Raw genomic sequence first — 20,746 nt, 5'->3', positions numbered from 1 at the left:
GAGGGAGGGGCCTCCGGCTAGGAGATGTGGCCTCCGCGTGGCATCAGCCGGTCTCGCGGTGGTGAGAAAACTCGGCAGAGTTCTGGAGAACTCACGGGATGTCGCACTGAGGCGCTTGAGTCTCTAGCCGCAGGAGAGTTCAGGATGTTGCTCATGGACGACGACCGCCCCGAAGTACTCACCATTGGCCGGCTCGCGCACCGCACCGGACTTCCGGTGCCTACCCTGCGCTTCTGGTCGGACGAGGGAGCGGTGCCGCCTGTGGCCCGCTCCGCGGGCGGTTACCGGTTGTACGACGCCGAGTCCGTGGCCCGCGTCGAGCTGGTCCGCACCCTGCGGGAGCTGGGCCTCGGGCTCGACGACGTGTGCCGCGTCCTGAGCGGCCGAACCACGGTCGCCGAGGTCGCCGACGCACATGTGGCCGCGCTCGACGCGCAGATCCGCTCCCTCAAGGTGAGCCGGGCCGTCCTGTCCACCGTGGCGAAACGGGGTTCGACCGTTGAGGAGACAGCACTGATGAACCGGTTGGCGCGGCTTTCCGCCGCCGAGCGCAAGCAGGTCATCGACGAGTTCAAGGAGGAGGTGTTCGGCGGCCTCGACGACCCGCGCCTGCGCGACCGCATGCGCACCTTCAGCATCGAATTGCCCGACGATCCCACACCTGAGCAGGTCGACGCCTGGATCGAACTGGCCGAATTAGTGCGGGACCCCGGGTTCCGCGCCCGGTTGCGCACATGGATGGAGCTCAACACGCCCATACCGGGGCAGGGCCGTCCCCCCGGGGCGTCCATCTGGTGGGCCAGGCAGATCGTGCAGACCGTCGCGGAGGTCAGAACAGGCGGGGTCGCTCCCGAGGGGCCGGCAGCGGCCGAGGTGCTGTCCGAGCTGTTCGGTGACGCCGATCGGGCCGCCGTGCTGCGCAGCCTGGAGGCCGGGATCGAGGCAGGAGCGGAGCACTACCGCAGGCTCGTCGCCCGTGTGCGCGGGCAGAATTCGTCGCCCGACGCGACCGAGGAACTGGAATGGCTGGCGCGGGCCCTGCGCGCCGCGGATCAGACCTGACCTGGTGCTCGACCTCGGCACCGGGCAGGCCGCCGACCTTGCGGTGTCGCTCGACCGGGACGAGCTGATCGCCTACGGGCTGCGGCTGTCCGACAACGGCGCCACCCGGCTGGGGACGGCGGCGTTGGTCCGGAGGCCGGACCCGGACACGGCACGCGCCATCCCGACCCCGGACCGGTACGCCGACTCTGGGTGCACAACTGGCAGTTCGGCAGGCGGTCGTGATGACCGAGGACATCCAGGGCGACGTCACCGCCGAGACCCTTCGAATCGCTCAGCATCCTCGTGTTTCACCCGAACCCACGGATGCATCGGCCTGACGCACACCGATGGACCCGTGGGTTCGCGCTGAAGGATCTCCGGTTTCCCTAAACCCACGGGGATCACGGGGGTGCCGGTAAGAACCGTGTCACCGGCCGCAAACGAGCGGTCAGGGCTTTGTAGCCGTGCTCTTCTTGGGCTGGTGGGGCACGGTCTGGTCGTGTCGATGTGCCCGTGCATCGTGGAGCGGGGAACACCGAACATGTCGGCGATCTGCTGGACGGTGGCACACCGGAGCACTTCTGGATCTCGTCGGAGAGGTCGTCGTCATCACCGACAGCAGACCTTTGACCTGCGGTGATGCGCGAAGTGGCACAGTTTTCACCTCCGCCCACGCACGGTTGGCCTCGTCATGCGAGACGTCGGACCGGCCGAGGAGTCGGCGCCTGACGGCGTATCCTGACCAGTACGCGCTCAGGGCGCGACCGGTCCGCGGAAAGGGCGAAGCCCACCTGATGCTCGTAGCTCTGCGCAGCCATCCTCTTTTCCGGCCTGATCAAGCGGACACCAGGCAGATACGGAAGGGAGGCCCTCGTGCCCGTTCACCGACTGCCCGACCAGCCCAGCCTGGAGCGTCTGCGCAAGCAGGCCAAGGTTCTGCTGCAATCTGTGCGGGCGGGGATTCCGAGCGCGCTCGCGCTGGTCGCGGAATTCCATCCGCGGCCGCCCGCCGCGCTGAAGCTGTCCGACGCGCAACTGGTCACCGCACGCATGTACGGCTTCACCAGCTGGCCCCGGCTGAAGCAGCACCTCGACATCGTGGAGCGCTTCTCCCGCTCGCCTCACCAAGTCCCGCCCGGTGAAGACCTTCCCCGGGAGTTCCTGCGGCTCGCCTGCCTCACCTACGGCGACGACTACCCGGGCCGCACCGGCGAGGCCGACCAACTGCTGACGCGCCATCCCGAGCTGGCCACCGCCGACGTGTTCACGATGGCCGCCACCGGCTCAGCCGAACCACTGGCCGCGGCGCTGGCGGCCGGCCCCGGCCTCGCCCGGTCCCAGGGCGGACCCTTCGGCTGGGAGCCGCTGCTCTATCTGACCTATGCGCGCCTGGCGGCCCCCGGTGACAGCGTGGCGTCCGCCCGTCTGCTGCTGCGCCACGGCGCCGATCCGAACACCGGCTTTCTGTGGGACCGCCTTCCCTCGCCGTTCACCGCGCTTACCGGTGCGTTCGGGGGCGGCGAAGGCCACCAGGCGCGTCACCCCCACGGCATGGAGCTGGCCCGACTGCTGCTCAAGGCCGGCGCCGATCCCAACGACGGCCAGACGCTGTACAACCTGGGACTCGGTGGCTCGTTCGCCGACGACGAGGCCGGCACCGCCCACCTCGAACTGCTGCTGGAGTACGGCCTGGGACAGGGCGACGGCGGGCCCTGGCGGACCCGGCTGGGCCCGGCCCCGCGGTCCCCGCGCCAACTGCTGCGCGAAGAGCTGGCCACCGCCGCTCTGCACGGCGGCCCGCGCCGTGCCCGGCTGCTCCTGGCACACGGCGCCGAGCCGGACGACTGTGGCGAGCATCCGGCCTACGGCGGCCGCACGCCGTACGAGCTGGCGCTGCTGCATGGACACACTGAGGTCGCCGAGATCCTCGCCGCGGCAGGCGCGACGGCAACTCTGGACGGGATGGACGCGTTCGCCGCGGCCTGCATGAGCGCCGATCACGAGGCGGTGGCCGCCTTGGGCCCCGAGGCCCTCGCACGGGCGCTGGCCGCACACCCCGAGCTGATCAACCGTGCGGCCGAGCACCGCAACCCCGCGGCGGTCCGGCTGCTCGTCGGGCTTGGCTTCGACGTCAACCACCGCGGCCGGGCCACCCCACTGCACGAGGCCGCCTGGAACGACGATGTGGAGACGGCCCGTGTGCTGATCGAACTCGGCGCCGACCCCACGATCGAAGACACCCACCATCACGCCACCCCGCTCGGCTGGGCCGAGCACGGCGGCAAGCAGCACATGGAGTCGTATCTCAGACCGCTGACTCCCCGGACCTGACACACAACCCGGTACCCCCGGCCCTTCACCCGAACGGAGTTCACGGCAGCGGGAGGACCGCCGTTTGCGGCTGGTGACACGGTTCTTATTGGCATCTCCACGAGCGGGCGGCCCCGGCCGACAACGCGCGCCGCGCTCGTTGAATCTCCCCACTCCGTTGGACTCCGGACCGAGTGGGGCGACGAGCGGAGGTGGTGATTTTCAAGGTTCAGGCAAGATTTTCGTGGAGCGTGACGGAGCGTCATCGCGATCAGGCGAGAAGGACCCGCTTGCGCAGCAGCGGGAGTCCGGCGCGGTTGTACATCTGCCGCTTCAGCGTTTTGAGTCTGTTGACGTGCCCCTCGACGATGCCAGAGCTGTAATGCAGGGTCAGTCCGGCCAGTACGGCGTCGAGGTCCTGGCGCAGGAACCCCGCGAAGCCCTTGATGGGCGGCGGTGCCGTTCGTTCGGCCTGGCGTATCCAGTCCTCCAGTTGGGCGCCTCGGCGATGTCGGAGCAGGTCGGTGAACGCGCGGGCGAAGTCGCAGGCTGCGGTGATGTCCGGGCAGGCAAGCCGTACCTCGTCCAGCCCTGCGGTGCTGCGTGGTGACAGGTTCTCGCGGGCCTGCATGATCCAGCCGGTGATCCGCCGCGGGCTTGGTATCTCGGCGGGGGCTGGGGGTGCGGTGCCGGCCCGCACGGTGCGGAGGTATCGGGTGAGGGTGGAGTAGCCGCCCCGGTAGCCCTGCTCGCGCAGGCGTTGGAATAACTCCTTGCCGCTCGTGCGGCCGGCAGCGAACTCGGCCTGCAGGAAGGGCTTGAAGCGGTCGAGGGGGACGCTGCGGCGGTCGCGGGCGGAGGCGAGCAGGGTGTCGAGGTCGATGTCACGGTAGTGGCGCACGGTCTTGCGGTCCAGGCCCAGGCGGCGGGCGATCTCGCTGACCGGGTAGCCGATATTGACCATGCGGTTGATCTCCACGTGCCGGTTCAGGACACGCTGGACGATCAACGTCGGAGGCAGGGCATCGAGCACAGGCAGCTGAACGGGGCGGCCCTGGCCCCGCTCTGCGTGCTTCTTCAGGCAGCCGCGGTGCTGGTGACAGACCTGCTCGACCGCCCGGGACAAGCCCTGAAGTAAATGCCATCGATCAGCAACTTGCACCGCATCTGGGCAGGCCGTGGTCGCAGCGAGGCTGTAGCTGCTGTCGCGATCACGGCAGATGACCTCGGCGCCGGGGTGCGCGGTCAGCCACGCAACGAGAGTGTCGGACGAACGGTCGGGAAGCAGATCGATCACCGCCGAGGAGTCGACGTCGACCAGGACGGTGCCGTAGGTCCGGCCCTTGCGGAAGGCGAAGTCGTCCACCCCCAGCACCAGCGGACTGGACGCTGCGTTGGTCGCGGGCGGGTCGGGCAGAGCCATCAGCATGCTGAGCAGCGTCACCCGGCTGACTGCCACCGCAAGCACCGCCGCCATCCGGGCTCCGGCCCGCCCGGCCAGGGCCAACGCGATCGCCACCAGCAGGCGGTGCAGTGGCGGGGTTCTCCGGCCGTAGCGCACGGTCAGGCCCTCGACCTGCTCAACGAAGGTACGGCGCAGGCAAGCCGGCTGATCGCAGACGAGGCGGCGGACCGACAGGTCAATGACGACGGGCCGCCCGGCGACGGCGGTATCGGCGAGGTGCCGCTGGTAACGGCTGTGGACACGATGCGCGGCCGAGCCGCAGCCGGGGCAGTCCACCACGAAGTCGTCCCGAGTACGCGCGGTGACATGCACCGTGCCACCCTCGACAAACACCCGCTCCACCAGCACCGTCTTCAGGTGCGGGAACGCTATATCCAGAAGCTCGTCACACTTAGGTGACGATGCCAGGTAGCTGACGCTCCGTCACGCTCCACGAAAATCTTGCCTGAACCATTTTCAAGAATCGCCATCACCGCCGACGTTCACGGTTGTTCGCTGCCGTGCGTCGCCGTTGTCACACAGTCAGACACTCACCTTGGGCCTGTTCTGAAGGTCGGGGCAGCGTTAGCCAGTGCTTGGTGAGGGCGATGCATTGCGTGGGCGATGGGCTCGAATGTCCAAAGGGCGTCCATCGGGATCGCGAGCTGTCATCGTCCACTGGGTGGGCAGTGTCTCGATCTGTCCGACAGGCCACCCGGCACCCAGGATTTGTTCGCGTACCTCACACAGTTGCGCGTACGTTGCCACGCGGAGTCCCCATCCCGCCCTGCTCAAGGGGTCGAGTTCAGTGGTGGGGGCGGTAGCGGTTTCGACGATCATTAGGTGGTCGTTCCCGCCGACATCGATGACTGCGATCCGAGGATCGGACGGGGTGGCAGCGCGCTCGAATGCGAGCGCTGCTCCGAGCATTTCCGTGTAATAGGCCACGAGCCGGTCGAGGTCGGTCGTGGAAAGAGTCAGATGGTTTATTCCGAGGAGATCGGGCATGGTGGGCCAACTTTAGTGCAGCCCTTGAACGGCGCCTGTTGTTTTGCGTGTTGAGACCTCGGCCGCGACGATCCTGCTGACCGAGGCCCCTGAGCCCAAGGTCCGCGACCGGCAGACGGGCGAAATCGCCAAGGACGCCGTCAGCGGTGAGGCGCTGATGACGCTCGGCGTCGTCTACATCGAGGACGGGGAATCGTCTCTGGTCAAGGTCACCGTTCCTGAGGGCGGTGTGGCCGAGGGGCTGACGCTGGGGGCGCCGGTCTCGCTGCCGGGGCTGGTCGCCCGGCCATGGGAGTCGGTGTTCAACGGGCAGCAGCGACACGGCATCGCCTTCCGCGCCGCCGCCGTGACTCCGGCTGCCTTCCCGGCCGCCATGGGGGCCACCGCCTGATGTCCGATCTGGTGACACTTCTGGAGGTGGGTGGTCCTGTCGCCGCACTCGGCGGCGGGGCCGCCTACACCCGGGCCAAGCACCCCCGCGTGTACTGGCCCCCGGTCGGCCTGCCGATATCCACCGCCCGGCACCTCGGCTCGTACGGCTCGGCCCTGGAGGCGTGCGGGCTGACCGTGGCGCCGTCCCGGCTGCGGGTCTCGCCGTCAAGGCCGCCACTCGGCAGGAGGTCCGGCCGGTACCGCCGCGCCGGGGCATCATCCGGCCCACCTCGACCGGGCTGCGGCTTCGCCTCCGGCTCGCTCCCGGCCAGGAACCCGCCGACGTCGCCGCCTCGGCCGAACGGCTGCGGCACGCCTGGGGCGTTCACGCCGTGTACGTGACGACGGTCAAACCGGGCGTGGTCGAACTGCGGCTCGTCGGCTTCGACGTGGTGCGGAACGTCCGGATGCCTCGCAAGGCCACCGCCGAACTCCTCAAGGTGCCTGTGGCGCTGCGGGAGGACGCGACTCCCTTCGTACGCGACTACCGCACCATCCCGCACCAACTCACCCTCGGCGCATCAGCGACCACGCCCGCCACCAAGCCCCCCACACCCTGACGCAGGGGGCAGAACGAACCAACCAACCACCCTCGGCCCCTACCCCCTCGCCGTTCCCCAATCATCTACCGAGAGCCGCAGAACCAGCAGGTCAGAGGCGCTCTTGCATGTTGCCCCGCCCGTCTGCTCCCCATACCGACACCCCTCCCTGGCGGGCATCCGCTACGCTATCCCTGGTCAGTCGTTGGTACACCGCACTGTCTGCTCAAGTGAGGCTGCTGAGCAGGTTGCACCATGCCTGACCAGTGGGCTTGTACTCCTCACAGAAGATCCACCTCCTGGGTTTTCTCCAAGGTTTTCTACAAGCCCCCGCCTTCGTAGCTCAGGGGATAGAGCACCGCTCTCCTAAAGCGGGTGTCGCAGGTTCGAATCCTGCCGGGGGCACCAGCCAAAAGGCCCCGGACCGATCTTGGTCCGGGGCCTTTGACATCCACTTCTGACATCAACGAGCACGGTCACTCACAACCGGCCGCCGCTTCAGCAGCCGATCCATGTGGCTGATCGCCTCGCGCTGAGTGTCCTGCACGACGTGCGTGTAGACGTCCATGGTGATGCTGATCTGGGAGTGCCCGAGGATCTCCATCACGACGCGGGGCGCGACTCCGGCCGCCGTGAGGAGGGTCGCCGTGCCGTGCCGAGCGTCATGCAACCGGATGACGCGAAGGCCGGCGGACTCGGCGACGCGGGTGAAGGATCGGTAGACGTTCCGAGGCTCGACCTGGCGACCGGTGCGGGTGGTGAAGACGTACCCCGATTCGTGCCACTGCTCCCCCGCCTTGGCGCGAGCGGCGGTCTGCCGCATCCGGTGCCAGCGCAGCGGGGCGATGCAGAGCGCGGGCAGAGGGACGACGCGACGGCGACGGCTCTTGGGGTCGTCGTCGTAGAGGACGCCACGGCGTCGCTGGGTCTGCTGGCGGACGTAGAGGACACGGTTTTCGAGGTCGAGGTCAGACCAGCGAAGACCGATGATCTCTCCCCGGCGCAGGCCCATGGCGATAGCGAGCACGAAGGCCGCGTAGAGCGGGTCTCTGCGGGACGCGGCGAGGAAGTCGAGCGTCTCGTCCAGGCTCCAGGGCTTCAGCTCCCGGTTGTCCGTACGAGGCGGCTCCACGAGCTTGGCGACGTTGCGCGCGATCAGCTCCTCTCGGCAGGCGGATGACAGAGCGGAACGCAGAACGCGGTGCGATTCCTTGGCTGTTGCGGCGGTGGCCTCTTTCTCCAGGCGGACGAGGAAGCGGCGTACGTCGGCGACGCCGAGCGATTCGAGCCGCTTGGAGCCGAGCAGCGGTACCAAGTAGAGCCGGACGTGCGACTCGTACTTGTCGTACGTGCTGAGCTTCCGCCGAGGCTTGATCACGTTGTCCAGCCAGTACGGCAGCCACTCGGAGAGCTTGGCCGAGCGAGTCGGCACGGGTACGCCCTGGTCGACCTTGGCCAGCAGCTCACGGCGCTTGGTGTCGCACTCCTGCCAGGTCTTGCCGTAGGCGAACTTACGGGCCCGCGTGCCGTCCGGCTGGAGCACGTAGACGGCGCACTGATAGCGGCCGTCCTTGCGCTTGGTGATCGTGCCTGCCCCGTTCGGGTTGCGCTTGCGCTGGCCAGCCATCAGGCAGACTCCTCAATCTGACCGAGGACGAAGTCCCGGACGGCGTCAGCGGGGATGCGGCGGGCACCGTCGATCTTGATCGAGATCAGGCGGCGAGTTCGGATCAGGTCATAGACCTTTGAGCGTCCGACCTTGAGCCTCGCCATGACGTCGGACACGGTCAGCAGTTCAGGGGTGGCAGTGGTCATGCTGCGGCTCCTTCCAGGGCGAGTTGATCGCGTAGGGCTTCACGTGCGGTTTCGCGGTTGTGCTGGAGGTCGCGGGCGATGGTGGCGGCGAGGGCGGATTCGCCGGGGGTGTGGCCGTGTCCGGCGTATTGCCAGTCGGCGAGGACGAGGACGGTGTCCGGCTCGCGGTCGTCGAGGCCGAGGGCAGCGTGCTCCTGGGCGGCGCGGTAGTCGGCGCGTGTCTGGCGGAGGGCGCCGAGGGTGGTGGAGTAGCGGCGGGACTTGGAGGAGAAGTGGCCGCGGAAGCCGAGCATGTGAGCCCAGGCCCACAGGCGGCGGTCGGGGTACAGAGGGTCGAGCCGCTTGCACGCCTCAATCAGGCGGCGGGTGTGGTCGGGGACCTGGTGGCGGTCGAGTTCGGAGAGTTCGCCGATGCGGCGGTCCAGGGTGCCCGTGTTCTCAGCCGCCTTGGTGGCGTACTTGGCGACGTAGGAGGCAACGGCCTGTTCGGTGATGTCAGAGCCGTCGCCGAAGGCCCTCACGGGGCGTACGTCGAGCTGTGTGCCCCACCGGAAGGTACGGGCGGGCTGGCCGTCGGCGGCGGGCACGGAGACCGAGGTGTACGAGTGCGCGGCGGCCGCCCGGATCGCGTCGGTGAGGAGGTCGACCGTCGCCCAGGACGGCGGCGGGGTCTCGGGGCCTTCGGGGCCGTCGATGCGGATCACGGCGTGGAAGTGCAGGGCGCCGCGCTTTTGGAACTCGGCGACCTTGCCGTACGACAGGCGAGCCGCTTCCTTCAGTTCTCGCTGTGTCAGGCCCGCGCGGGCGGCGACCTCGCGGCGGAGGCGGTTGGTGAAGCGCTGCCACAGCTGGCCCGCGTGGTTGTTGAAGAGGACGGCGCCCGCGTAGTCGTAGGTGGTCGGGTCGAGGGCGGTGCCGAGGGCGGGGTCGTCGGCGGTGTGGTGGGTGCCGCAGCGGCAGGCGCCGTGGTCGGGGCGGTTGTGGACGCGGCCGAAGGAGGGGGCTGTGAGGGTGGCGAAGATGCGGGGGTGGTCGCGGACGGTGGCGGGGATGGCGCGGCGGTCGTCTCCGGCGAGCCCTGCGCGGATGAGGTGGTAGGTGTCGCCCGCGTAGGTCCAGGCGCAGGAGGGGCAGCGGGAGGCGCGGCGGTTTCCGCAGGCGAGGCGGAGGCGTCCGCCGGGTTCGTTCTCGGTGGAGTAGTGGTGCAGGGTCTCGCCGGTGGTCTTGTCTTTGGCGATGGTCCAGCCGGTGAGGTGGATGGGGTCGGCGCAGCCGCCGGTGCGGCGGATCTGCTCGTGCCAGCGGTCGTAGTCGGAGGCCGAAGCCACCCTCAGCAGGTCGCCGAGGGTGGTCGGGTCGAGCAGCTGGTCAGGCACGGGCACCCTCCCGGGTGCGGACCGGGCGGGTGCCGGTGCCGTGGCAGGCCGGGCAGTGCGCGGTGATGGTGCGCAGGTGACCGTAAGCGTCGCGGCCGCCGAGGGTGATGGCGGCGGAGGCGTGTCCGTCGCAGTTGGGGCAGATGCGGGGCGTGGTGGGGTGCGTCATGCTGGGGGTTCCTTCCGGCTCTTTGGTTCGGAATGGGGCAGGGCTCCCGGGCGGCGGCGACTTGGCGGTTGAGGCCGCCCGGGGGCCGGTCAGTGGCGCTTGGCCTCGGTGTTGAGGAGCGAGCGGATGACCAGGGCGCAGATGGCGACCGAGGCGCCGGTGATGGCAACCGCGAGGAGCATCGAGACCAGAACGGCGCCGACCACCAGGACCACGGCGGTGCCGCCACCGACCAGGGCGACGGTGGCGCCCGGGGTGAGCTGGACCGTGGGCCGGGCCGGGACCGCAGCCGGGGTGACCGGTGCGGGGGTGGTGGTCGGCTGGTGCTGGATGACGGCGGTCGGCTCGATGGCGGCGGGCGGGGTGATCAGGCCGGTCGGCTGGGGCATGCTCGGGATCTTCGGGCGGAACATCAGCGGATCTCCTTTCGCGGGCGGGTTACTTGACGGCGGTGTCGATGACGGGGGCGAGGATGCTGTCGGCGATGAGGTAGCCGCCGAGGAGGAGCACCAGGACCAGCCAGAGCGGCGGGCGGATGAGCTTGATGCCGAGGTAGCCGATGGCGGCGAGGGCGAACCAGAGCGGGACTTCCATGGCGGTGGCCTCCTAGCGGACGGTGCAGCGGTGGGTGCGGGCGGCGAGCTGAGCGGCGGCGGAGCTGGAGTAGTCGGCGGACCAGCCGCAGCGGTCGTTGGTGCACACGGCGGCGTGCTTGGTGCGGCCGTTGCGGTCGCGGTGGGTGCCGATCTGCACGGGGCCGATCCGCATGACGGAGTGGAAGTGGTCGCGGGCAGGCATCGAGTCGTTTCCTTTCGGGTCAGGCGAGTTGGGCGGCGATGGCGTCGGCCAGCTGCGGCGGGACGCCGAGGCGGGCGCGCAGGGTGTCGCTGTCGATCGGCGATCCGGTCCGGGCCTGGTGGTCGTCGGCGACCTTGCGGGCGTGGTCGACGAGCGCGGCCGGAACGGGCGGAGCGGTAGCCGCGAGCGGAGCCGGGACGGGCTCAGGTGCGGGAAGGGCCGGAGTGTCCTCGACCGCAGGCGGCAGCGAGGTCGCGGCGTCCAACTCCGCTGCTTCGGTGACCGGTTCAGGTTCGGGGTCGAGGTGGAGCGCGGGTGCCGGCGGATCCGGCACCCGGTCTTCGGCGGAGTGGGCGAGGAGGGTGCCGCCCATGAAAGCCAGCGCAGGCCAGGCGGCGACGAGGATGCGGAGCCAGGCGGGGACCTGGTCGAGGTCGAGGAGTCCGGCGGTGGCGACGTTGGCGCCGAGCGAGGCCACCAGCGCGATCACGAACCAGCACCAGGCCAGCCGGGACGGTCCATCAGTGCGCAAGCGTCGCCAGGCGGCGACCAGGAGCAGGTCGACCGAGACCGGGTAGGCCCAGGCTTTCCAGCCGTCCTGTCCGGCAGCGGCGGCGAGGTCGTGCAGGTGGGCGAAGGACAGCGCACCCGCAATGACCGCCTGGACCAGTACGGCGTCGATGCGCAGTCGCGAGGCCATCACGGTCACCCCGCCACGGGTCGGCCGTTGGCCGTGACGATCGCCTGCAGGACGAGGGCGAGGTTGGTGGTGTCGAGCCCGGTGACGGCGTCGCCGAGCGGGATGCGGGCGGCGGTGTCGGCGAGCGAGGCGGCGAGGGCAAGGATGCGCAGTTCCCCGCTGGAGGCGGGCAGTTCCTTCGCGGCCAGGGCTTCGACGACCTTGAGCCAGTCGACGCCGTAGGGCTCGGGGTCGGGTCCGGAGTAGTCGATCAGGAGCAGGCCGGGCCGTTCGGCCAGGCGCTTGATCCACAGGCCGTGGTCGATGAGGAGGCCGATCGCGGCGCGCAGGGCCGGGGAGCCGTCGGCGCCGGTCTGGAGGGTGATGGTCAGCTGGTCGGGGTCGATGGTGACCGTGCCGTTGTCGGTGTCGTACCAGGGGCAGTCACGTTCGTCGTGGTCGATGCCGGTCTCTTCGCCGTCGACGTCGCCGCAGTGTTCGCAGAACACGAGGAGGCTCCTTCCTGTCGTGAGGCATGGAGGGGGTAGGGACGTGGCGCGAAGCGGTCGCGCCGACCGGGGGAAGCGGGAGTGTCAGGCTGTGGCGGGGGCTGTCTTGGACAGCGGCACCGGGGCCGGGGGCGCTGGGGCGAGCGCGGGGCGGAAGGCTGCCAGGGCGGGCAGGTCCGGGGTGCGGTCGGCGTGCTTGTTGCAGATGTTCACGGCCTCGCGCAGCGAGGTGTGCGGGGCGCGGATGCGGGCCCAGCCGCCGGAGGCGTCGCCCGTGACGGCGATGCCGGGGGTGTCGGTGGGGATCTGGATGGCGGCGAGGACGGCGTCCGGCGCGATGTCGCCGAAGGCCATGTTCGCGGAGGATTCGTCGTTGACGCGGTGGGCGGTGCGGCCGGTGAGCTGGGCGCGGAGCATGGTGATGCCCTTGCCGAGTTCGGAGCCGAAGCGCTGTCCGCAGATTTCGAGGTAGATGCCGGCGGCGCGGCCGAGCTGGGCGAGGCGGACGAGCGCGGTGATGATGCGGTCGCGTCGTTTCTCGTCGTCCTTGGTGGCGAAGAGGGCGAGTTCGGCGACCTCGTCGACCAGGACCACGACCGGGACCGGGCGCAGGTCTTCGGGCAGGTCCCAGATGTCGGCGGCGATCTCCGCATCCGGCACGTTCACCGTGATCCGCTGGTTGGCCCGGATCAGCTGGTAGACGTCCTCCATGTGCGTGACGAGCGCTTCGAGCAGGGCGAGGGCGGTGTCAGGGTTGTCGGCGAGCGCGGAGAACCGGCGTGCCAGCGGGAAGAGTTCCACCCCTTGCTTGCAGTCGATGCCCACCAGCGCGACATCCAGCGGAGCCAGCCCGGCGACCAGGTTGCGCTGGTAGACCGACTTCCCCGATTCCGTGGCCCCGAGGGTCAGGCCATGCGGGACGGTCCGGTAGTCGCGGTAGTGCACCGAGCCGTCCTCCCGCAGGGCGACCGGGACCCGCATCGGGCGGGCGTCGGTCTTGGCGGGCATCTGCACCCGCCTGAGCACGTCGTAGCCGGTCATCCGCACCTCGACCACGCCCGAGCGCAGCTCACGTGAGGTGACGCCGTACAGGCCGAAGGAGTGGCGCAGCCGGTCGGCGGACGCCGCGACGTCGAAGGCGTCCTGTCCGGGGCGCAGGCCCAGGCGCAGGACCAGGCCGGTGCGGGTCGGGCGGATACGCAGGATGCGCGGCGGGCGGGACTGCGGGACCTCCCGGTTCGCGACCCGGGCCAGAGCCAGACGCCAGCGGGAAGGCGGAACGGTCAGCCCGCAGGCATCCATAACCGAGGCGTAGCGGACCAGGACCCGCACCGTGGCGAGGGCAACCCCGAAGGTCAGCCAGTACCAGGCGGGGCGCCGCCACCGCAGGATCACTGCGGAGGCGACGACCAGCACCAGAGCGACCGTGAACCAGGTCATGATCAGGCCGCCTTCGGCTTCGAGGCAGCGGCGGCGAGCGAGGTGACCGCGACCGCGCGGAACGCGATGCCGTGGCGCTTCTGACCGTTGAACTCGTTCTCCCACGCCGAGGCGACCAGACCCGTCAGCGCGACCGGGGTGCCCATGGCCAGGTCCTCGGAGACACCCGGCTGCGGAACGGTGAGCTTGAGGATCTCGACCTCGTCCGGCGTGGAGAACATGACCTCCACGGTCATCAGCGTCACGCCGTCCTTGTCGAGGGCGATCTCACCGGTACGGCGGTCCTTGACCTTCGGCTGCGGAGCCTTGGCGATCATCACGGTTGCGGCGGAGGTGTCGACGGGAATCTGACGCATGATGGAACTCCCTTTCAGAGGGGTGGGAGCGGCGCACTTGCTTGGCGGTGGGTCGCCGCTCCCGTGCGTTGGCGATGTGCCCGCAGCTAAGCCGCAGGCCTTTGCGCTTCCAACTGGTGCGCACCAACAGACTGCATCTGGTGCGCACCAGATGTCAAGCGGTGTCGCCGGTCCGGCGCTTCAACTCGCCTTACTGCGACGGTTCAAGAGAACCGTTTCCGCCAACGGCCCGGTAGCCAACAGGGGTTAACACCTGTCGCGTTAACCCCTGCCGACCTGGGGCGATGTGAGGCATGCTGCTAGAAGGTCTCAACAACCCAAGCAGGGCGGCGCAACGTGACGAACGGACTCAAGGCAGCAAGGAGCGCACGAGAGTGGTCGCAAGAGCGGCTGGTTCGCGAGATTGAGCGCCATGCGCGACAGCACATGCTCACCGTCGCATCAACGGCGAGTCTGCGGGTGTACGTCTCGGAGTGGGAGAACGGTCGGCGCCCTATCTCGGCCCGCTACGCGAAGATCCTCCGTGCTCTGCTCGGCATCACCGACGACGAACTGATGGGCAGGGCGGACACCGCAGCCGCGCCAGCCACGGCGGACGGATATGACGAACTCATGGGCCGGATCGATGCGGCTCGCACCGTCAGTCTGACCATGGTGAAGACCTTCATGGACCAGACGGAGCTTTTCAGGACCATGGACCGGCAGATGGGGGCCGCGAGCCTCGTCGACCAGATGGGCGCCCATCTGACGACCCTTGAGGACGCACTCACGTTCGCTGTACTCCCTGAAACCCGGCGTCCGGTCGCTCGGGCTCTGGTCGGGGCGGCGACGCTGGCAGCATGGCAGGCGCTGGACGTCGGAGCGGTAGAACGCGCCTGGCGGCACTATGAGTTGGGCAAGCGAGCTGCTCAGGAAGCCGACGAGCCGATGTATCTCGCGCACGCCACAGCCGAGCAGGCCTACGTGCTCTGCGACGCGGGCCGCGCACCCATGGCGGTCGAGTTGATACGAGACGCTCAGCGACTTGGAGGCAAGGCCATGTCCCCGCGTCTCACAGCGTGGTTGTACGCGGCCGAAGCCGAGATATGCGCCCGAGCAGGTATGGCGGATGAGTGCCGGCGGGCGCTGGAGAACGCGATGCAATCCCTTCCGCCGGGCGAGGAGGCCCGAGATCCGGACATGCTCAGCATCTTCCTAAACGAAGGGCACCTCACCAGGTGGCGCGGCAACGCGCTCGCCCTGATAGGCGACGACGAAGCCGTCAGCAGCCTCTACGCGGCCCTCGATACTGCCGATCCCACGTTCATACGAGCCTCTGCGGGACTGCGCTGCGACCTCGCACAGGCGCACATGGCCCGCGGCGAGTACGACCAGGCGCACGACCACCTACGCCAGGCCCGCTTGCTCGCCAGCCGCACGGGATCGGTACGCCAGCGACGTCGAGTCGAACAGCTCACGCAGCGGTTGTAGGCGAAGCTCCAATACCCCGTGAGGCGAGGACATGGAGTAGGGCGACGAGTGTCCCGGAGCCCATCAGTTCGCCGCGCGCCATGAGCCCTGGAATGTCGGAGAGGGGCACCCAAGCGATGTGCCCAGCTTCTTCGAGATCTGTCGGTTCACCGACGAGCTTGGCACCCTGGCCGACGAAGATCTCATGCGGCGAGTCGACCATGCCGACCATGGGCTGATAGGTGACCACGTGCTCAAGAGCGTCCGGGCGCCAGCCGGTCTCTTCCTCGACCTCACGCAGCGCCGTCTGCAAGGGCTCTTCACCCTCGTCGACGATGCCGCCGGGGAGCTCCCAGCCGAACGAGTTGGGGACGAAGCGGTACCGCCACATCATCAGCACGCGCTCGTGGTCGTCGATGATGGCAGCGATGGCGACGTGGTGCAGCTTCACTACGTGATGCTCGAAGCGCTCAACTCCAGGCGGCTCGACGTCGACGAGGCTGAGCGTCACCCAACGGTTGTCGTACAGCGTCCGCTCACCATGGATCTGCCACGGCTCGACATCCGTGGGCGCCTCAGTCGTCACAGACCGATCAGGCACCCGGTACGAGCTACGGCCATGCACCTCGATGGCGCCTTCGGTGATGAGCTTGGCGAGCACCTGGCGGAGTGCCGTACGGCCAATGTCCAGCTCTTCCGACAGGGTCCGTTCAGACGGGAGCTTGGAGCCTGGCAGGTACTTGCCTGTCGCGATCCACTCTCGGATCGTTCGGTAGACCCGCTCTGACTTCGGTCCCATCCGGTGAGCACGCTCCCTGTCGTCGTGTTGCGTTCGCCAGCGCAAGCGTAGCGAGAAGGAGCACGTACGGAAATCCGTATGTGGTGGTACGACCGCCATGGATCACCAGGAGCACCAGGCGGCGCGGTAGAACTTTCCCTACATCATCAAGAGCCCGCGCACGGCGCGGGCGCGCGCCGCCTCTGCGGCGCGGCCTGCCTCCTGTCTGCGCCCCGGCTGGCCGCGCCCGGCGGCGCGCTCGGCGGCTGCGGGCATGAAGTGGGAGACACCCTCTATGGCTGGGGCGGTCGGCTCCACGGCTTTAGGCAGCCACTTTGGGGCGAGCCTCTAAGATCATGGCCCCAACGTCGTGCTTTACGGGCAGGTCCACTGACTGCCCGACTCGCCATGAGCTTACGGGGCCATGATCACTCGCCCCAAAGCAGCTCCCGCCCAAAGCCGCTCCGCCAACCTTGCATACCCACTGGCGGCATCATCAACATCAAGGCTTAAACAGAAGCGAACCCGAGCGATGAGCTTTCTGGTCACTAACAACCAACCCACCTCGCCAGCGCCCTGTCTCATCTCTATAGCGATACTGCAGCGACTTAACCTGTTCCCCGAAAGCCTTACGAACTCCATGATACGACGGTGAAGCATGCGGATTTCCTGACACACCGGGCCCATAGGCAGAGGCAGCCATCGGGAAAACGAGGGTGGAGGCGACCAGGTCAGCACACTGAATTCCGACGTGATTCTCGCTGTGAGAGAAGACCGGAACCTCCCGAAGTGCACCAAACGGGTCACCCCCTGTGCGCCACTTCTGGGTGAAGATCGAGTGCGCTACCTGCACGTTCGAAGCGTGCACCCGCCCATCCGCGATGATCATCCCTTCGGATGAATTAACCTGCAAGAATTCACTGAAATGGCGCGCGATATCCTGGACGGCATAACAGTAGCTAGGGGTCGGCTTGAGTGGTACACCTGACGCCTTAACCCAGACCCGACCGATTAGCTTACAGCCATGAGACTCGACGATAGAAAGGAGCTCCTTACGGATCCTTTCTGCCTGCCGCCGTTTGTTGCGCGATTTAGAACGGGTCATTTGGAGAATCTCCGACCCCTTCACTTCAGTCAGCACGTGATCAAGCGCAGGACTGTAATTGAACCTGCCAGGGAAGTGCTTTCGCTTCAAATCCAAGAAATCACGCGTGAGGGCAGGTATCTTGGCAGCCTCGATGATGAGACCCATGATCACCATTACCGGCGTCGCACTTGGCCCAAGCGTGTCAGCCTCGGATCCGCCAGACTCGTCCAGATAGCAGATATGCACCAGCGCAGGATAGCGCTAAGGCCGCCCACAAGGGGCGGCCTTAGGATGTGGTGTTCGGGAGAGATCCCTACTCACCGGTTAGCTATGCTGAGGTCAAGTGAAGCACAACAGTGACACCCTTGCAAGCCTGCGGGCCACAGAGACGACCCCTCAGCCCCTGACCTGCACTTTCACGGAAGTGCAACTACTTGCCGGTTAGGATCTCCCTTGTCGTGTTCATGGATCCTAACCGGCAAGTACACCCAGCTGCAAGGATTCATCGCTTGCGCGGTCATAGCCCCCTCCGCACCAGCAGCACCAGCCCCGCTGTTCGGCAGTAGCTAGACGGGCAGGGTGACGAGGCCCCACACAGGGCAGTGGAGCGTGAAATCGCAAAGAAGAGGCAACCAAGAGGTAAAAATGAGGTAATCCCCCGCCTCGGGATGGGTCACTCCCCTTACGCTCGGTCACCGTAGGTGCAGCGTAGCGACCGAGCGTAAGGGGAGTGACCCATCCCGAGGCCCCCAAGGGACTACTCAAGGGTCACGCTGCGCTATAGCTGCAGGTGGCGGACGTGTCACGCACTCTGACTGCAGCGGCGCCAGCAAGGAAACCTGCCTGGCTACACAGCCGTGCTGAAACCGTACGAGGCAGCCAGTTGCCTGTCACCCATGGTTGGCACGGTCGGAGCTGGCACGTCAGTCTATGCCAGTGAGGAAAGCCTGGCATAGCTGCGCCTCAGCGCGCTCCAGCACGCCATCCAACCTGACATCACCAGCTGACATCAACGACGGCGCACGTAGGCGGCCTTGAGCGACCGAGAGCACAAGACCAGCAAAAGCGCCGAGGCTTCGGGCCCGACCCGCGATCGAACTCCTAAAGCGGGTGTCGCAGGTTCGAATCCTGCCGGGGGCACAGCAAAAGGGCCAGCTCAGGAGGGTTTCCTCCCAGGCTGGCCCTTCGTCGTATTCAAGGCCGTGCCACACGCGTGCCACTAATGCCACGCGGATGCCGCATCACTCCTGGCCGGTGGCCTCTCCCCCGCCCTCACGGATCATGGCCCTGAGCCGATCGGCGATGGCCCGGTCACGGTCGCTGGTCAGGTGCTGGTAGATCAGCGCGGCGCGTGAGCTGCTGTGGCCCATGCGGGTCATCAGCTCACGGGTGCTGGCCCCAGTGGTCGAGGCCAGTGTGTTGCCGGTGTGCCGAAGATCGTGGAAGTGCAGTTCGGACGTGACACCTGCCGCCTTCCGGGCCTTGCCCCAGTCGTCCCGGAAGTTGCTCCGCCGTAGCTGCCCGCCCCGCGGCCCGACGAAGTCGTGACTGTCACGACCAGGAGCGGCGAACTGCTCCAGGTGACGCGTGACGTCGTCGAGCAGCTCGGCCGGGAAGGAGACGGTACGCACCCCAGCCGCAGACTTCGGGCCCTTGTCGAAGAGCCGCCCGCTCTGCAGCTCAGCCCGAGCGTGGCGAACAGTGACGGTCAGCCCCTCCTCGTCGAGGTCCCGACGCCGCAGGGCCGCCAGCTCCCCGAACCGCAGCGTGGTGAAGGCCGCCAGAAGCACGAGCAGCCGATAGCGCGGCGCGAGGGAGTCTGCGACGGCGAAGACCGCGGGTACCGTGAGGATCGGCCGCTCGGGCACGGCGTAGCGATCCGCTCCCTTGACGCGGCACGGGTTGCGCCGGATCAGCTCGTCGTCCACGGCCGTGTTCATCAGGGCCCGCGGGAGTTGGCAGGCCTTGACACCACACGGTGGCTTGCGCGCTGCGGGACCTGAAGCCGAACAGACTCACGAGGTGCGCGGCACCGCCTCCCTTGCCCCGGTCCCGTCCGGATCCCACCGACGGCGGGGACGGCCGGGCCCCTGCCCCCGCCGGTCCTGCCATAGGACGGGCTGTGCGGCCTGTTGCTTCGTCAGTCGCCGGTTTCCGCCTTGTCGTTGGCAGCGGTCATGGGGACCCAGCCATGGGGGTTGCGGTACCAGTAGTGCGGTAGCCCCTTGATGCTGGTGGTGCGGAACGGGCGGCCGTGGTCGTCGATGCGCACCGTGCCGGTTCGGCCCTGTGAGGACCAGTCGAGGTCGACGTACCAGTCGCAGGTGCAGGACTCGGTGCGCGCGGAGAGCATCAGGACCTCCGGCTCCTGCAGGGACACCTGGTAGGGGAAGCCGATCGCGGGGGCCGGTCTGTCCGGGTCGTTGCCGGGCCTCGAACGGGCCAAGGGTCGGTTCGCGTCGAGGTTCACGGAGAAGTGGCGGGGGATGAGGATGGCGCCGCAGCCTTCATACATGGAGTAGGCGATGTCCGGGCGGGCGGCGGGGGCGGTGCGGTTGACCACGCGCACATGCACTGCCTCCAGGACGACGGCGGCGGAGTCGCGTCCCTGCACCGAGATCCGCAGATTGGTGGTGCGCCCGTGCACCGCCCCCTGGGACGCGGCCCACACCGCGGCGTCCGCCGGGATCGGCGGCGGCGGGACCTTCTGGGGTGGCTTGGCGATGACGTAGTCGTGGGCGCAGTCGAGCTGCCAGAGCTGGGAGTCGACCGTCCAGGTGAGCGGGGCCGGTGGCTGGTCCGTGTCGGCGCTCGACTGGTTCTTCCGCGGGCTGCCGTCGCTGGGCGTGGCCGGCGTCGAGGGCTCCGGTGTGGTGCGGGCGGAGGCCGACGACCCACCGCCACCGGAGGGGGGCCCGGCAGCGGATGTGGTGAGGCCGGCGAGCGCAATGGCGAGCGAGGCCGCCAGGGCTATCGATCGCACGGGCCGTCGTCGGGGGCGCCCGGCATGGGGCCGCCGGTCGGCCGGTGAGGTCGGCCCCGGGCGTGGGCCGACCGGTGAGGCCGACTCGGGTGCCTTGTCCGCCGGGCTGCTGTGGCTCGCGGATGCGGCCGATGCCACGGTGCTCGTGGTGTCGTGGGGCGTCGGTGCCCGCCGGGCATCGGATGGGCGTGGTCGTTGCCGTGCCGCGACTGCCAGGATCCACCGGCGGTGCAACTCCACGCGTTCCTCGGGGGAGGCTCCGCAGAGTGCGGCGAACCGCTCGATCCTGGTGAAGTCCATGGGAACCGCCTCACCGGCGCAGTAGCGGTGCAGCGTGGAGGCATTCATGCCCAGACGGCGGGCCAGCGCCGCGTAGCTGCGGTCCGTGCGGTCCTTCAGACGCGTCAGCAGTAGCGCGAACTCCGCTACGTCGTCGTGGATTGCATCCATGTGGTCCGTACTCGCATCCATCCGTCGGCCTCTGCCGTCCCGTCATGTCCTGATCCGGGACGGCATCCCCTGCACTCCCC

General features: G+C 68.4%; 21 protein-coding genes, 1 tRNA gene and 2 pseudogenes. 7 read left to right on the top strand and 17 right to left on the bottom strand.

The genetic code is table 11. The annotated features are described in order from the left end of the window. The first annotated feature begins 153 nt into the window (after positions 1-153). The 3 genes and pseudogenes from JIX55_RS22505 (at position 154) to JIX55_RS22495 (ending at position 3,375) form a co-directional block, all read left to right on the top strand. A complete protein-coding gene (locus tag JIX55_RS22505; protein ID WP_257565100.1) occupies positions 154-1,062 on the top strand; it encodes a helix-turn-helix domain-containing protein in 909 nt (302 codons plus the stop codon). A 1-nt stretch (position 1,063) separates the two neighbouring features. Continuing rightward, a pseudogene (locus JIX55_RS22500) lies at positions 1,064-1,287 on the top strand (YciI family protein); the annotation flags it as partial. A gap of 630 nt (positions 1,288-1,917) precedes the next feature. Beyond that, positions 1,918-3,375 (top strand): ankyrin repeat domain-containing protein, encoded by a 1,458-nt coding sequence (locus JIX55_RS22495; protein WP_257565099.1) that lies wholly within the window; start codon positions 1,918-1,920, stop codon positions 3,373-3,375. A 250-nt stretch (positions 3,376-3,625) separates the two neighbouring features. Here JIX55_RS22495 and JIX55_RS22490 read toward each other — a convergent pair whose 3' ends face one another. Together JIX55_RS22490 and JIX55_RS22485 are read right to left on the bottom strand one after the other, a co-directional pair. Beyond that, complete coding sequence (locus JIX55_RS22490; protein WP_257561319.1) at positions 3,626-5,131, bottom strand: ISL3 family transposase; 1,506 nt, start codon at positions 5,129-5,131, stop codon at positions 3,626-3,628. A gap of 252 nt (positions 5,132-5,383) precedes the next feature. After that, positions 5,384-5,806, bottom strand: coding sequence for a VOC family protein (locus tag JIX55_RS22485; RefSeq protein ID WP_257565098.1), 423 nt, complete (start codon positions 5,804-5,806; stop codon positions 5,384-5,386). A 43-nt stretch (positions 5,807-5,849) separates the two neighbouring features. On the opposite strand from JIX55_RS22485, the gene JIX55_RS22480 reads away from it, so the two are divergent. The 3 genes and pseudogenes from JIX55_RS22480 to JIX55_RS22470 all read left to right on the top strand — a co-directional run bounded on the left by JIX55_RS22480 (position 5,850) and on the right by JIX55_RS22470 (position 7,185). Next, complete coding sequence (locus JIX55_RS22480; RefSeq protein ID WP_257565097.1) at positions 5,850-6,197, top strand: SCO3933 family regulatory protein; 348 nt, start codon at positions 5,850-5,852, stop codon at positions 6,195-6,197. Continuing rightward, positions 6,197-6,762 (top strand): annotated as a pseudogene (locus tag JIX55_RS22475) (FtsK/SpoIIIE domain-containing protein); the annotation flags it as partial. The gene JIX55_RS22480 and the pseudogene JIX55_RS22475, both read left to right, overlap by 1 nt. 347 nt (positions 6,763-7,109) lie before the next feature. Then, positions 7,110-7,185, top strand: a tRNA-Arg gene (locus JIX55_RS22470). Positions 7,186-7,240: 55 nt separating this feature from the next. Here the strand turns inward: JIX55_RS22470 and JIX55_RS22465 are convergent. The 11 genes from JIX55_RS22465 to JIX55_RS22415 form a co-directional block, all read right to left on the bottom strand. Further along, the gene (locus JIX55_RS22465) at positions 7,241-8,404 is read right to left on the bottom strand and encodes a tyrosine-type recombinase/integrase (protein ID WP_257565096.1); all 1,164 of its coding nucleotides are present in this window, start codon (positions 8,402-8,404) and stop codon (positions 7,241-7,243) included. Then, positions 8,404-8,592, bottom strand: coding sequence for a helix-turn-helix domain-containing protein (locus tag JIX55_RS22460; protein WP_257565095.1), 189 nt, complete (start codon positions 8,590-8,592; stop codon positions 8,404-8,406). The genes JIX55_RS22465 and JIX55_RS22460 overlap by 1 nt, the downstream gene beginning before the upstream one ends. After that, on the bottom strand, positions 8,589-9,968 hold the full coding sequence (gene repSA / locus JIX55_RS22455; protein ID WP_257565094.1) for a replication initiator protein RepSA: 1,380 nt from the start codon (positions 9,966-9,968) through the stop codon (positions 8,589-8,591). Before repSA ends, JIX55_RS22460 begins: the two co-directional genes overlap by 4 nt. Then, positions 9,961-10,137, bottom strand: coding sequence for a hypothetical protein (locus tag JIX55_RS22450; protein WP_257565093.1), 177 nt, complete (start codon positions 10,135-10,137; stop codon positions 9,961-9,963). Before JIX55_RS22450 ends, repSA begins: the two co-directional genes overlap by 8 nt. An 89-nt stretch (positions 10,138-10,226) precedes the next feature. Continuing rightward, the gene (locus tag JIX55_RS22445; RefSeq protein ID WP_257565092.1) at positions 10,227-10,550 is read right to left on the bottom strand and encodes a SpdD-like protein; all 324 of its coding nucleotides are present in this window, start codon (positions 10,548-10,550) and stop codon (positions 10,227-10,229) included. Positions 10,551-10,575: 25 nt separating this feature from the next. Further along, positions 10,576-10,731 carry a hypothetical protein gene (locus JIX55_RS22440; RefSeq protein ID WP_184899880.1) on the bottom strand — a complete coding sequence of 52 codons (156 nt, stop codon included), beginning with the start codon at positions 10,729-10,731 and terminating at the stop codon, positions 10,576-10,578. A 12-nt stretch (positions 10,732-10,743) separates the two neighbouring features. Beyond that, the gene (locus JIX55_RS22435; RefSeq protein ID WP_257565091.1) at positions 10,744-10,935 is read right to left on the bottom strand and encodes a mobile element transfer protein; all 192 of its coding nucleotides are present in this window, start codon (positions 10,933-10,935) and stop codon (positions 10,744-10,746) included. Positions 10,936-10,954: 19 nt separating this feature from the next. Then, entirely contained in the window at positions 10,955-11,635 is a 681-nt protein-coding gene (locus JIX55_RS22430; protein WP_257565090.1) for a DUF2637 domain-containing protein, read from the bottom strand. Positions 11,636-11,640: 5 nt separating this feature from the next. Continuing rightward, positions 11,641-12,123, bottom strand: a complete 483-nt coding sequence (locus JIX55_RS22425) for a hypothetical protein (protein WP_257565089.1) — start codon at positions 12,121-12,123, stop codon at positions 11,641-11,643. A gap of 84 nt (positions 12,124-12,207) precedes the next feature. Beyond that, positions 12,208-13,563 carry an FtsK/SpoIIIE domain-containing protein gene (locus JIX55_RS22420; RefSeq protein WP_257565088.1) on the bottom strand — a complete coding sequence of 452 codons (1,356 nt, stop codon included), beginning with the start codon at positions 13,561-13,563 and terminating at the stop codon, positions 12,208-12,210. Between the two features lie 2 nt (positions 13,564-13,565). After that, the gene (locus JIX55_RS22415) at positions 13,566-13,919 is read right to left on the bottom strand and encodes an SCO3933 family regulatory protein (RefSeq protein ID WP_257565087.1); all 354 of its coding nucleotides are present in this window, start codon (positions 13,917-13,919) and stop codon (positions 13,566-13,568) included. A 426-nt stretch (positions 13,920-14,345) separates the two neighbouring features. Between JIX55_RS22415 and JIX55_RS22410 the strand changes: the two genes are divergently transcribed. Continuing rightward, positions 14,346-15,389, top strand: coding sequence for an XRE family transcriptional regulator (locus tag JIX55_RS22410; protein WP_257569438.1), 1,044 nt, complete (start codon positions 14,346-14,348; stop codon positions 15,387-15,389). On the opposite strand, the gene JIX55_RS22405 is transcribed toward JIX55_RS22410, so the two are convergent. The 4 genes from JIX55_RS22405 to JIX55_RS22390 all read right to left on the bottom strand — a co-directional run bounded on the left by JIX55_RS22405 (position 15,373) and on the right by JIX55_RS22390 (position 20,666). Then, positions 15,373-16,167, bottom strand: coding sequence for an NUDIX domain-containing protein (locus tag JIX55_RS22405; RefSeq protein WP_257565086.1), 795 nt, complete (start codon positions 16,165-16,167; stop codon positions 15,373-15,375). The genes JIX55_RS22410 and JIX55_RS22405 overlap by 17 nt on opposite strands. Before the next feature lie 481 nt (positions 16,168-16,648). Further along, positions 16,649-17,479, bottom strand: coding sequence for a DUF3800 domain-containing protein (locus JIX55_RS22400; RefSeq protein ID WP_257565085.1), 831 nt, complete (start codon positions 17,477-17,479; stop codon positions 16,649-16,651). A 995-nt stretch (positions 17,480-18,474) separates the two neighbouring features. Further along, complete coding sequence (locus tag JIX55_RS22395; protein ID WP_443046498.1) at positions 18,475-19,173, bottom strand: tyrosine-type recombinase/integrase; 699 nt, start codon at positions 19,171-19,173, stop codon at positions 18,475-18,477. Between the two features lie 200 nt (positions 19,174-19,373). Continuing rightward, the gene (locus JIX55_RS22390) at positions 19,374-20,666 is read right to left on the bottom strand and encodes a helix-turn-helix domain-containing protein (RefSeq protein ID WP_257565084.1); all 1,293 of its coding nucleotides are present in this window, start codon (positions 20,664-20,666) and stop codon (positions 19,374-19,376) included. Positions 20,667-20,746: the final 80 nt, after the last annotated feature.

This window comes from Streptomyces sp. DSM 40750 (assembly GCF_024612035.1).
Classification (GTDB): domain Bacteria; phylum Actinomycetota; class Actinomycetes; order Streptomycetales; family Streptomycetaceae; genus Streptomyces.
The sequence above is the reverse complement of the archived record's forward strand: the minus strand, read 5'-3'. Positions and strand labels throughout refer to the sequence as shown.